Annotated in this window: 13 protein-coding genes; 8 read left to right on the top strand and 5 right to left on the bottom strand. The window is 64.9% G+C overall.

From position 1 onward, the window contains the following. The first annotated feature begins 50 nt into the window (after positions 1-50). The 8 genes from U0023_RS06160 to U0023_RS06125 all read left to right on the top strand — a co-directional run bounded on the left by U0023_RS06160 (position 51) and on the right by U0023_RS06125 (position 7326). Positions 51-218: a hypothetical protein gene (locus tag U0023_RS06160; RefSeq protein ID WP_009763212.1), complete on the top strand. Its 168-nt coding sequence runs from the start codon at positions 51-53 to the stop codon at positions 216-218. A 105-nt stretch (positions 219-323) separates the two neighbouring features. Continuing rightward, a complete protein-coding gene (locus U0023_RS06155; RefSeq protein WP_009763213.1) occupies positions 324-2132 on the top strand; it encodes a methanol/ethanol family PQQ-dependent dehydrogenase in 1809 nt (602 codons plus the stop codon). Next, positions 2113-2691: a c-type cytochrome gene (locus tag U0023_RS06150; RefSeq protein WP_009763214.1), complete on the top strand. Its 579-nt coding sequence runs from the start codon at positions 2113-2115 to the stop codon at positions 2689-2691. Before U0023_RS06155 ends, U0023_RS06150 begins: the two co-directional genes overlap by 20 nt. A 7-nt stretch (positions 2692-2698) precedes the next feature. Beyond that, entirely contained in the window at positions 2699-3703 is a 1005-nt protein-coding gene (gene coxB, locus U0023_RS06145; RefSeq protein ID WP_009763215.1) for a cytochrome c oxidase subunit II, read from the top strand. 107 nt (positions 3704-3810) lie between these two features. After that, positions 3811-5712, top strand: a complete 1902-nt coding sequence (gene ctaD / locus U0023_RS06140) for a cytochrome c oxidase subunit I (RefSeq protein ID WP_040638975.1) — start codon at positions 3811-3813, stop codon at positions 5710-5712. Continuing rightward, positions 5709-6344, top strand: coding sequence for a cytochrome c oxidase subunit 3 (locus U0023_RS06135; RefSeq protein WP_009763217.1), 636 nt, complete (start codon positions 5709-5711; stop codon positions 6342-6344). Before ctaD ends, U0023_RS06135 begins: the two co-directional genes overlap by 4 nt. A gap of 4 nt (positions 6345-6348) precedes the next feature. Next, positions 6349-6699: a hypothetical protein gene (locus U0023_RS06130; RefSeq protein ID WP_009763218.1), complete on the top strand. Its 351-nt coding sequence runs from the start codon at positions 6349-6351 to the stop codon at positions 6697-6699. Between the two features lie 54 nt (positions 6700-6753). Further along, the gene (locus U0023_RS06125; protein ID WP_009763219.1) at positions 6754-7326 is read left to right on the top strand and encodes a c-type cytochrome; all 573 of its coding nucleotides are present in this window, start codon (positions 6754-6756) and stop codon (positions 7324-7326) included. Positions 7327-7347: 21 nt separating this feature from the next. On the opposite strand, the gene U0023_RS06120 is transcribed toward U0023_RS06125, so the two are convergent. The 5 genes from U0023_RS06120 to argH form a co-directional block, all read right to left on the bottom strand. Then, the gene (locus U0023_RS06120) at positions 7348-8205 is read right to left on the bottom strand and encodes a c-type cytochrome (RefSeq protein WP_009763220.1); all 858 of its coding nucleotides are present in this window, start codon (positions 8203-8205) and stop codon (positions 7348-7350) included. 163 nt (positions 8206-8368) lie between these two features. Further along, entirely contained in the window at positions 8369-8776 is a 408-nt protein-coding gene (locus U0023_RS06115) for a hypothetical protein (RefSeq protein WP_009763221.1), read from the bottom strand. 87 nt (positions 8777-8863) lie between these two features. Continuing rightward, positions 8864-9757, bottom strand: coding sequence for a carbohydrate kinase family protein (locus U0023_RS06110; protein WP_009763222.1), 894 nt, complete (start codon positions 9755-9757; stop codon positions 8864-8866). After that, positions 9754-10824, bottom strand: coding sequence for an ABC transporter ATP-binding protein (locus U0023_RS06105; RefSeq protein WP_009763223.1), 1071 nt, complete (start codon positions 10822-10824; stop codon positions 9754-9756). The genes U0023_RS06110 and U0023_RS06105 overlap by 4 nt, the downstream gene beginning before the upstream one ends. Beyond that, positions 10824-12332 carry an argininosuccinate lyase gene (gene argH, locus U0023_RS06100; protein WP_009763224.1) on the bottom strand — a complete coding sequence of 503 codons (1509 nt, stop codon included), beginning with the start codon at positions 12330-12332 and terminating at the stop codon, positions 10824-10826. Before argH ends, U0023_RS06105 begins: the two co-directional genes overlap by 1 nt. Between the last annotated feature and the right edge of the window lie 4 nt (positions 12333-12336).

Genomic DNA, 12336 nt, shown 5'->3' with positions numbered 1-12336 from the left:
ATGGTCGTGTCCCGGTTGCCTCCATAGCATAAACCACTCCGGGATCGACGATGACAGAGCCGCGGATCAGCTCGTTGCGCAAGGATTTCCGTATTTTCCGCGACCGGGGTTTCCTGGTGACGCTTTTCCTGATCGGGCTTCTGGCCGCGATAAGCGCGATCGTTCTCGTCGGGGCCTCCAACGAATACGGCATCCCGCTCTCGCAGGTCTGGCGCTGAGGTTCCCTGGAAGAGCGATCACAATCTCGGGAACCTCGGCCAAGCTGAACGGTTAGAGTCGAGCCGCTCTCGAAGCGGTGAGTCCAGGCGTTGCGGAGGACAACTTTGGGTGGAGCTCGTCTTGCCCTCGTTCTGGCGATTCTGCTGAACTTGCAGCCTGCCTCCCAGGCTTTGGCCCAGACAGATCCACCTCAGCCCGCCGTCCCATCCTTCGCCTCGGCGCCTGAGGACGGGCAGTGGACGATTCCGCAGAAGAACTCCGCCTCGACGCGCTTCAGCGACCTGTCCGAGATCAACACGGAGAACGTGAAGAACCTGCAGGTCGCCTTCACCTTCTCGGCCGGGGTCAACAAAGGGCAGGAGGCGGCTCCGCTCGTGGTCGGCGGCACGATGTACGTGCTCTCTCCCTTCCCCAACATTCTCTACGCCTTGGATCTCACGCAACCGGGCGCGCCGCTGAAGTGGCAGTACAATCCCAAGCCTGCATCCGCCGCCCAGGGCGTCGCCTGCTGCGACGTGGTCAATCGCGGTCCCGCTTTCGCAAACGGGCGTATCGTCTTCACGACGCTCGATGCCCACGTGGTCGCGGTGAATGCCGAGACCGGCGAGGAGGTCTGGAAAACCCGGCTCGGCGATATCACCCGCGGTGAGACCATGACGATGGCGCCCTTGGTGGTGAAGGACAAAGTCATCGTCGGTGTTTCCGGAGGCCAGTTCGGCGTTCGCGGCTGGATCGAGGCGATCGACATCAATTCCGGCAAGAGCGTCTGGAAGGCGTACAGCACGGGGCCCGATCAGGACGTCAAGATCGGCCCGAACTTCAAGCCGTTCTACGACGGCGACAAGGGGCAGGATCTCGGCGTCACCACATGGCCGGCGGATGGCTGGCAGCAGGGTGGCGGCACCGTCTCGGGCTGGCTGTCCTACGATCCCGACCTCAACCTCATCTATCACGGCACGGGCAATCCCGGTCCCTGGAATCCAAATCCGCGCCCCGGCGACAACAAATGGACGGCGGGCATCTTCGCCCGCGACGCCGATACGGGCGAGGCGCGCTGGTTCTATCAGATCGCGCCTCACGATCTCCACGGCCGGAGCGGCGACAACGAGACGATCCTGCTCGACATGGAATGGGAGGGAAAGCCCCGCAAGGTGCTGGTGCATCCGGGACAGACAGGCTTCGTCTATGTCATCGACCGCACCAACGGCGAGCTGCTGTCGGCAAAACCGTTCCATGCTCTCACGGCCGCCACGGGCGTCGATCTCGCGACGGGGCGCATTCAGTACAATGCCGACAAGGAGCCGGTGGACCGCCGCGTCGTTCGCGACATCTGCCCGGCGGCCTCGGGCGCGAAGAACTGGAACCCCAGCGCCTTCTCCCCCAAGACCGGTCTTCTCTACATCCCGCATGTGAACCTGTGCATGGATTGGGAGAGCACCGATCCGAACTACATCGCCGGAACGCCCTATGTCGGCGCCGAGATTCGCATGTTCCCCGGGCCCGGCGGCCACATGGGCGAGTTCTCCGCCTGGGACATCAGGCAGGGCAGGGAACTCTGGACCATCAACGAGCGCTTCCCCCTCTGGGGCGGCGCGCTCGCGACCGCTGGCGACGTCGTATTCTACGGCACCATGGACGGCTGGTTCAAGGCCGTGCATGCGCGCACCGGCGAAGTGCTGTGGCAGTTCAGGACGTCTTCGGGGATCGTCGGACAGCCCACCACCTATCGTGGACCTGACGGCAAGCAATACGTGGCGATCCTGTCCGGCGTCGGCGGATGGGCCGGATCCATCGTGTCGGGCGATCTCGATCCGCGCGACGCAACGGCCGCGCTCGGCTTCGTCAATGCCATGCGGGACCTGAAGAACGTCACGACCAAGGGAGGAACGCTCCATGTGTTCAAGCTCCCTTAAGGCCTTGGCCGTGTCGATTCTCCTGGTGGCTTTCGCTCTCGCGGCGTGCCAACGCGAGGAGCGGGATTTGCGCTCCCGTCCCACGGCCGACGAGACGGAGGAGCAGGTCTCGCTGGTGCCGTTGTCTCCGGGGCCGAGCGGTCCCGTCGAACAGCGCTCCGGCACGGCCAAGAAATACGAGGAGAACGCCTACCAGATCGCGCAGGGCCAGCGCCTCTATGCATGGTACAATTGCAACGGCTGCCACGCCAACGGAGGCGGAGGGTCGGGGCCGCCGCTGATGGACGACATGTGGATCTATGGCGGGCAGATCGAAAACATCGTTCAGTCCATTCGCGAGGGGCGTCCGAACGGCATGCCGTCGTTCCGCGGCAAGGTTCCCGACGAGCAGATCTGGGAAATCGCCGCCTATGTGCGCTCCATGGGCCGCAACGTGCCGAAGGCGGCGGCGCCGGGCCGCAGGGACGACATGAGCCCGGGACCGGCCGAGCAGCGCAGGCCGCCCGGCGAACCGATCAACGGCGGACAGACGCCGCCGTCGGCCCAGATGCCGCAATGAGGCGCAGATGAGAAGGGGCCGTCCATTCCTCCTGCTTGCCGTCCTGCCCCTCGGAGGCTGCCAGGGCTGGCAATCGGCCCTCGACGCGCAGGGTCCGGCCGCGCGCACCCTTGCGGACATGTTCTGGATCTTCCTCGCCATCCTGGCCATGGTGTGGCTTCTGACCATGATCATTCTCGTTCTGTCCCTGCGCCGGCGCCGCCCTGCCGACGCGGATCCCTTGGCGACGAATCCGGACACCGAGCGGCGGATGACCGTCACGATCTCCGTTGCCGTCGGCCTGACGCTCGTGACGGTCCTTTCCCTGACGGGTCTGAGCTATGCGGCCCAGAAGGTGCTGTTCGCCCGTAAGGATGGAGCGCTGACGTTGCTGGTCACCGGTCAGCAATGGTGGTGGGAGGTCACCTACGAGGATTCGCAGCCGAGCCGCGTCTTCACGACGGCGAACGAGATTCACATTCCGGTCGGGGAACCGGTGCTGATCAAGCTCGAAGCTGGCGATGTCATCCACTCGTTCTGGGTTCCCAGCCTGACGGGCAAGATGGATCTGATCCCGGGGCGGCAGAACCAGATCCAGATCCAGGCGGATCGCCCCGGCCTCTATCGCGGGCAATGCGCCGAATTCTGCGGCCTCCAGCACGCCCATATGGGTCTGCTCGTCATTGCTGAGACGAAGGAGGATTTCGAGCGCTGGCGCGACCGGCAGGTGTCCTCCGCCACGCCGCCGAGCGATTCCCATCGACAGCGGGGCATGGAGATCTTTCTCTCCAAGCCCTGCGTCATGTGCCACCAGGTGCGCGGCACGGATGCGGGCGGCAAGGTCGCGCCCGACCTGACCCATGTGGGAAGCCGCCGGTACATCGCGGCCGGAACCCTGGAGACGACGCGGGGCAATCTCGCGGCTTGGATCCTCGATCCGCATGGCATCAAGCCCGGCGTGAACATGCCCGCGGTCCGTCTCGACCCCGACGAGATACAGCCTCTCGCGGATTACCTGGAGGGGCTGAAGTGACCCGGGCGATCACACCAAACGAGCTCGATGCCGTTCCTGAAATCTCGCGTCTCGCCACGGGCGAGCGGGGCGGCCTGCCGGGCGTGCAGAGCCAAGCCGACGAGCCCATAAGCCCGGACGAATTGCGCGACGATCAGGTGGACGGGCCGGAGCTGACGGCTCGCCTCGCCAAGACCTGGGGAACGGACAAGGGGATCATCGGCGCCCTGTCGACGGTGGATCACAAGGTCATCGGCCGCCGCTTCATCGCGACGGCAATCCTCTTCCTGTTCCTGGGCGGTCTCTCCGCCATTCTCATGCGCATGCAGCTGGCCCTGCCGGAGAACAGGCTGATGGGGCCTGATTTCTATAACCAGCTCTTCACCATGCACGGCACCACGATGATGTTTCTCTTCGGCGTGCCGATCGGCGAGGCCTTCGCGGTCTATCTCGTGCCGCTCATGGTGGGCACGCGCAACATCGCCTTCCCGCGCCTGAACGCCTATGCTTATTACGTCTATGTTTTCGGCGGACTGCTGATCTGGGTCGCCTTCGTCCTCAACATCGGTCCGGATGTCGGGTGGTTCGCCTATGTTCCGCTCTCGGGACCGGAATACTCGCCCGGCAAGAGGGCGGATTTCTGGGCCCAGATGATCACCTTCACGGAAGTGTCGGGCATCGCCGTGGCGATTTCCGTCATCGTGACGGTCTTCAAGTTCCGTGCACCCGGCATGACCCTCGATCGCATTCCGCTGTTCGTCTGGGCGGAGCTCATCAATTCCTTCGTCATCATCTTCGCGCTGCCTGCCGTGGTCACGGCCTCCGCTACGCTGATGATGGACCGGCTCGTCGGCACGCATTTCTTCAACCCGGCCGAAGGCGGCGATGCGTTGCTCTACCAGCACCTGTTCTGGTTCTTCGGCCACCCGGAGGTCTACATCATCTTCCTGCCCGCGACGGGCTGGGTCTCCGCCATCGTGGTCACGTTCTCGCGCCGCCAGGCCTTCGGCTACATCGCCCTGGTGCTGTCGCTCATCGCAACCGGTTTTCTCTCCTTCGGCCTGTGGGTGCACCACATGTTCACCACCGGCCTGCCGCAGCTCGGCGCCAGCTTCTTCACCGCGTCCAGCATGCTCATCGCCATCCCGAACGGCATCCAGATCTTCTGCTGGATCGCCACCCTGTGGGACGGCCGGCCGGTCTTCCGCACGCCGCTTCTCTTCATCGTCGGCTTCTTCTTCATCTTCGTGGCCGGCGGATTGTCGGGGATCATGCTCGCATCCGTGCCGCTCGATACCCAGGTCCACGACACCTTCTTCGTCGTCGCTCACTTTCACTACGTGCTCATCGGCGGCAACGTGTTTCCGCTGATCGGCGCGGTGTATTACTGGTTCCCGAAATTCACCGGCCGCATGATGAGCGAGCGGCTGGGGAAGTGGCATTTCTGGCTGGCCTTCATCGGATTCAACGCGACCTTCTTTCCCATGCACATCCTGGGACTGATGGGCATGCCGCGCCGAGTCTACACCTATCTGCCGGAGATGGGCTGGGGGAGCCTGAACCTCTTCACGTCCCTCGGAGCGGCCCTGTTCTTCGCGAGCTTCGTGCTTTTCCTCTACAACATCGTGTCGAGCGCGCGCCGCGGGGCTGTCGCCGGACCCAATCCCTGGAATGCCGGAACGCTCGAATGGGCGTCCGCGTCTCCGCCCAGGCCGCAGAACTTCGACCGCATCCCGGTCGTGACGAACCGCGAGCCCCTGTGGGCCCACCGCGACGATCTGCCGGTGGTCGCGGGCCTGAGTGTCGAGAACCGGGAGCAGCTCGTCACGACGGTCACGGATGCACGCGCGGATCTGCGTGAGACGACGCCCGAGCCTTCGATCTGGCCGTTCATCGCGGCGATCGCGACGGCGATCCTGTTCATCGGTTCCATGTTCACGCCCTGGGCCCTGGTGTGGGGCAGCGTTCCGCTCGCATTGGCCCTCATGGGCTGGTTCTGGCCCAAGCCGAGCACGGAGGACGAAAGATGACTCTGGGTCCTCAGCCCGATAACGCCATGCTGCCGCACCGGGTCGTGATGAGCGCGAGGTCCATGCCGGGTTATGCCTATGGCGCCCGCAGTCCGATCTGGTGGGGAACGGTCGGCTTCGCCGTCGCCGAAGGCATGGGTTTCGCCATCGCGGCGGCCATGTATTTCTATCTCGTCTTCATCAACGGGAACTGGCCGCTGAGCGCGCCGCCGCCTGATCTTCTCTGGTCGAGCCTCTTCACCGTCGTGCTGCTCGCCAGCATCTGGCCGAACCAGCGCGCCAAGAGGGACGGGGAACGGGAGGACCTCGCATCAACCCGCCGCAATCTCGTGATCATGAGCCTCTTCGGCGTCGTTCTGCTGGTCATCCGCGTGTTCGAGTTCGGCACGCTTCACGTGCGCTGGGATCAGAATGCCTACGGGTCCGTGGTGTGGCTCCTCCTCAGCCTGCACACCTTGCATGTTCTGACGGACCTGGGCGACACGATCGTCCTCACGGTTCTGATGTTCACCCGCCACGGCCACGGCAAGCGCTTCTCCGACGTGGGGGACAATGCCTTCTACTGGTATTTCGTCGTGGCCTCCTGGCTTCCGATCTATGTGATCATCTACTGGTTCCCGAGGTGGTGGTGAGATCATGACGGCTTGGCTCTCCCGCGGCGTTCCATCGGCCGGCATCTATGTCGGACCGCTTGCGTGGCTCATCAACACGCAGTTCGCCTATGCGGCGGTGCCATGGGTCTGTGCCCATCAAGTTCCGCTCATCCCCATCTTCGCCCTCGCCATGGCGATCCTGAGCCTGTTCGGCGGCTTCCTGTCATGGCGCAGCTATGCCGCCGCGGCGCCGACGCCCCGGACGGATACGACGGGAGCAGGCCGGCCGCACCGCTTCATGGCGCTCATCGGAGTCTCCATCGCCCTGCTGTTCACGGTGATCATTCTCCTCCACGGCGTTGCCGGGCTCGTCTTTCAAGGATGCGAGCGATGAAAACTCTGACGATCTCCGTTGTGCGGCCTTGGCAACAGAGTGAGAGATGCGCTCATGCCGCGCGGTAGGCCCCTGGCACTGATGGCCGTCCCGATAGCCATTCGGTTGGCAGGGATCGTTCTCAGCGTCGGTCGCACAGGCTCCGGTCCTCCCCCCGGTAAGGAGACTTCCCCCGGCCGCGAGACGTCCCTGCGTGGCATGCGCATGGACAGGCGGACCCGGTCCTTCCTCGTCTGGTCCTCGGCGGCTCTCACCCTGCTTCTGCTGATCGCGGGCGGCATCTATGTGGGATATCGCGTGAAGTCGGACCGCGATGCCCGTGCCCGTGCCATCGCGCTCACCGGCGGCGATCCAGACCTCGGCCTTCGCCTGGCGCAGCGTTATGGCTGCGTCGGCTGCCATATCGTTCCCGGTATTCCCGGAGCTCAGGGCAGAGTCGGACCGACGCTTCAGGCCTATGCTGCACGGGTCTATGTCGGCGGCGTCGTTCCGAACTCGCCCGACAACCTCATCCGATGGATCGAGAACCCGCGTTCCATCGATCCCCAGTCGGCCATGCCCGTCACCGGCATTTCGCGGGACGAGGCGAGACATGTTGCGACCTATCTCTACACGTTGCGGCCATAGCTTCCACCGCACGCCGTCGCATCAGCGCAGCGAGTAGAGATAGGTCGCGATGTCGCGGGCATCGTGGTCCGAGACACCCAGGTTAGGCATGGCGGAGAGAGGGTCGATCCGCTGCGGATCGCGCAGCCAGTCGATCATGTGCTCAGGCGTGTTGCGCAGGACGCCCGCGATGTAGAGCTGTCCCGCGATGCCGGCGAGCGGCGGGCCCACATGCGCGTCGGGTCCTCGGATTCCGGGAATGACATGGCAGGTCTCGCAGGCATATTGCAGGATTGCCACCCGACCGCGCTCGATCGCGTCCTTCGGCTCCCATGGGCCCTCGGGCTTTCTCGGCTTGGGTCGCTCCTCGCTGTCCCCGGTCGCCTGCTCCCGTCGCGCCCTGAATTCGGCAGGCGTCAGGTTGAGGGAGCTTTTGACGAATGCGGTGACAGCCCAGCGCTCGGGCTCGGTCAGGCGAAACCTCCAGGCGGGCATCCCGGTCAGCTTGATTCCGTTCGAGACGGCCCAGTAGATCTCCGGCGCCGAAAGGTCGCGGCCCATCTGGGCGAAGTTCGGCGGCGCCGGCATCATGCCGAGTCCGATGGCATCCGGCGGAAGCCCGGGCGCACCATGGCATTGCCTGCAATGCTGGTCGTAGAGGGCAAGTCCCGTTGCGACCACATTCGCATCCGCGAGGTTGGAAGGCGGAGTTTCGCCGATGACGCGGGCCCGGATCGACTGGCGCCGTGCCGTCGTGAGGGCCCAATAGACCGGCGCGATGTGCTGCTTGGTGGCGGCGATGTCGTAGATGCCGGAAGAGATGTAAGCCAGCGCGCCGCCCGCCGCCAAAACCAGGACAAGGGCTCCCCAGAAGATCAGACGAGGAAGCGAAAGCCGCATCGAACGTTACCTACCGACCTTTCCGATCCGCAGCCTGCTTGAGGCAAGCATTGCCCGCAGGCTGCGGATCGATCGACGCTCGTAGCGTCCCCGCGCGGAGCGGACCGGGCATAAAAGCATGATACGCGGTCAACCAGCTTGGCAGTGCTAAGTTCCTCCCCGATCAGCGGCCTCGGGCCCGGCCGAGCGGCACGAGCTCGATGTGAGCGGGATTGGGCGTATGATCGAGCATAGCGCCGTTCGCGGCATCGAGCACCAGACCGACCGAACCACCAGGGAGCACCGCGTTGCCGATCACGCCGGGAGCCGCCTTGTCGGTGAGCGTGGATTTTACCAGCAGCAAGCCGGGCCGGTATCCCCGCGCCTCGGCATAGGCGGTGAACTCCGCCTTGCGGTCGACCTTCACCACGCAAGGAGATCGGGGGCATTCGTGGCCGAGCGAGGTCCTGATGCGCGCGGAGGCGGGACTGGCGCTGATCGTCACTTCCTCCACGGTCCCGCGCGTCACCGTATTGCAGGCCGCCAGGGAGAGAAGGCTGCCGACGGCGCAACTGAGAATTCGCATCCGCATGGATCGTCCTTGCCGCGAGAGGGGGCATGCAGGCCCCGTCCCGACAGCAGATAGCGCATACGGCTCAGTCTGCCAGACCGCGCCTTATCACCGGCGCGGCGGGGCGCCGCCCGGGGACTGGACGGAGAGGGCGCCGGCCTCGATGCCGGCCGCCAGACCTCTTTCGATGTCGGCCGTGCCGAGCCAGGAATGCAGGAAGCCGGCGTTGAATGCATCGCCCGCGCCCGTCGTATCGACCACGGTGACAGGCATCGCCCGCGCCGAAACCGAGGCCGAGCCTTTGGACGCCACGGCGCCGTGTTCGCCGCGCTTCAGCACGACCAAGGGAAAATGCTCCCGCAAGGCGGACAGGATGGCCTCGGGCGATGCTTCACCGGTCAGCGCTTCTCCCTCTTCCACGTTGGGGAGAAAGACATCGACACCGGCGCAGGTCTCGAAAAACCCGGCATCCTGGCGGATGAGCTCGTCGTCCCAGCTCGGATCGAGCGAGACCGTCAGGCCGCGCTCTCTCGCCATGGCGATCACATCGGGGTTGTCCTTCAGGGTGGCGAATTCCGCGATGTGGAGATGGGCGATGTCAGGTGCCGCGAGCGCTTTCTCCAGGGAGGCGGGCCTGGAGGTTCCGGCGCGCCGGGACACGAAGGCTCTTTCGCCGTCCTTCACCAGGGCGACGGTCGGCTGGGGTCCGGCATCGGGGGATCGCTCGACGAACGTCAAGTCGATCCCGCTGCCTTCCAGTTCAGGATCAAGGCCCTTTGAGAGCGGGTCCGTCCCAAGACGCGTGAGCAAGGCCGATGGTCGCCCGAGGGACGCAAGATGGGCCGCTGTAATATAGGCGCCGCCGCCTGCGACGACCGTCACGTCGTCCGCAAAGCGTTCGCGCCCGAGCACCGGCATGTCGCGCAGGCCCGTGAAGATGATGTCGCAATAGATCCGGCCAAGGCACAGGACCTTGTTCCGCTCAGAGACTCGTTCGGTCATTGGGCGGCCAAGGCCTTCTCAGTCGCCTTATCGAAGTAATACAGCCTCTCGGTCGGGGCATGCAGGGTCAGCTGCTCGCCGATCTTCGGGATCTGCCGTCCCGGCGCCGATCCGATGACGGTCTGGTTCCCCTTCTCGATATGGACGAGAGTCTCGGAGCCCAGGGTTTCCACGACCACGACATTGCCCGATACGGCGAGGCCCGGAACGCCGAACGTTGCCGGAGTCAGGTCCTGCGGGCGAACGCCGACCAGGATCTCGGGCGATGTCGCCGAGACGGCCGGGACTTTGACGGAGCCGCCTGCCGACAGGTTCGCATGACCTTCCTTCAACGAGGCCGGAAGCAGATTCATCGTCGGGCTGCCGATGAAGCGCGCCGTGAACACGTCGACGGGCCTCTCGTACAGCTCCAGAGGCGAGCCCACCTGCAGGATCCGGCCGTCGCGCATGACGACGATCCGGTCCGCCATGGTCATGGCTTCCACCTGATCGTGGGTCACGAAGACGGACGTGGTGCCGAGCCGGTGATGGAGCCGCTTGATCTCGATGCGCATCTGGGTGCGCAGCTGGGCATCGAGGTTGGACAGAGGCTCGTCGAACAGGAACGCCGCGGGATCGCGGACCATGGCCCGTCCGATGGCGACGCGCTGGCGCTGTCCGCCCGACAATGCGGACGGACGGCGCTCCAGGAGATGCGAGAGCCCGAGCGTCTGCGCAACCTGTTCCACTCGCGCGCGCTTCTCGCTCTTCGAGAGCTTGGAGCGGTAGAGGCCGAAGGCGATGTTGTCGGCGACGGTCACGTGGGGATAGATGGCGTAGTTCTGGAACACCATGGCGATGTTCCGGTCCTTAGGCTGCAGGTCGTTGACGACCCGCCCGTCGATCCTGATCTCGCCGCCGCTGATTTCCTCGAGGCCGGCGATCATGCGCAGGGTCGTGGACTTGCCGCAGCCCGAAGGGCCGACCAGGACGACGAACTCGCCGTCCTGGATCGCGAGGTCGATGCCGTGGACGACGGCCGTCTGCCCGTATCTCTTGACGAGGCGATCGATTTCGATGGTCGCCATTAGCGGGCTCCAAGAAGTGCGTTGAAACGGGATTGAAGATCCTGCGCGGAGGCCTGGGCGCGGCTCGACGCGTCCTGCATCCGGGAGCGGATCGTCGCGATGTCCTGGTTGTATCCGGCGATGGCCTGGGACAATGCCCTGGGCGCGGGGCCGCCGAACCGGTCGCGGACGGCGACGAAGTTTTCCGCCGAGACGATCTCTGCGAACCGGTCCGGCTCGATGCTCGTCTCGCGGCCGGCGCAGCGCCGGAAGGCTTCCCGGAAGGCCGCATATCCGTCGGCCGCGATATCGCCCCCGATGGCCACGACGGCACGGGCGACTTCGGCGGCGATCTCGTGCGCCTCGCGGAAGGACAGCCCTTCCAGGCGCACGAGGCTGTCGGCGAGTTCCGTCACGGTGATGCAGCTGCGGCGGATGTTCTGGCGAACCCGGTCAGCGTCGATCCGCAATGATGGAACCAGCGCGGCGAGGAGGTCGAGGACGCGTCCGCCACTCTCGAAAGCGCCGTAGCCGAAGCCCTGGCTCTCGCCTTCGCTGTCGTTCATGTCGGTGAACGGCGTGTTGTGCATGATCGTGAGCATCGCCTGCGCCCGGCCGACGGTCTGCGACGAGAGATGGCGCATGTGCTCGATCGGCACGGGATTGCGCTTCTGCGGCATGATCGACGAGATCTGCACGAAAGCATTGGGAACGTAGATCTGCCCGACTTCGAAGCTGGTCCAGAACTGCAGGTCCTGGATGAAGCGGCCGAGATGCAGGAAGATCAGCTCGAGGGCCGAGTAGGTGGATGTGATGTAGTCGATGGACGCGATGCAGCCATAGGAGTTCTGCAGAGGACGGCTGAATCCGAGCAGGCGGGCCATCAGTTCGCGGTCGATGGGAAAGCCGCTCGTGGTGATGGCAGCAGCCCCCATGGGGCTCCGGTCGACGATGTCCCGCGCTGCCTCCAGTCGCGCAATGTCGCGCAGCAGGGTCTCGAGAACGGCGGACAGGTAATGCCCGAAGACAGTCGGCTGCGCCGGCTGTCCGTGGGTATAGGCGACGATCAGCGTCTTGCTTTCCCGCTCCGCTACGGATGCGAGCGTCTCGGCCAGGTGAACCAGGCGCTCCAGCAGCGGGTCGATGCGATCCTTAAGGCCGATCTTGAACAGGGTGTGGTCGATGTCGTTGCGCGAGCGTGCCGTGTGCAGGCGTCCCGCAAGATCGGGTCCGAGGCGGGCGCGAAGCTGCTTCTCGATGAGGAAGAAGAAATCCTCGACCTCGCCCGTATAGGTGAGGGCGCCGACATCGACCTCGCGGTCGATGTCTTCGAGGGCCTGGGCGATGGGGCGGGCCTGCTCGATCGTCAGGATCCCGGTCTCGTGAAGCATGACAAGATGCGCCCGGTCGATGAGGCGGAAGCCCTCGACGTGATGATCCTTCGCGCCGTCGAACAGGGGACGCAGGACGGTCTCCTTGTAGACCGGATCCGGGAAGGTGGACGTGTCGTTGAAGGTGCCTGCATTCATCGGC

Origin of the sequence: Microvirga lotononidis (assembly GCF_034627025.1) — a bacterium.
Classification (GTDB): Bacteria; Pseudomonadota; Alphaproteobacteria; order Rhizobiales; family Beijerinckiaceae; genus Microvirga; species Microvirga lotononidis.
Note: the sequence above shows the minus strand (reverse complement) of the source record. Positions and strands in the feature narration are given on the sequence as shown.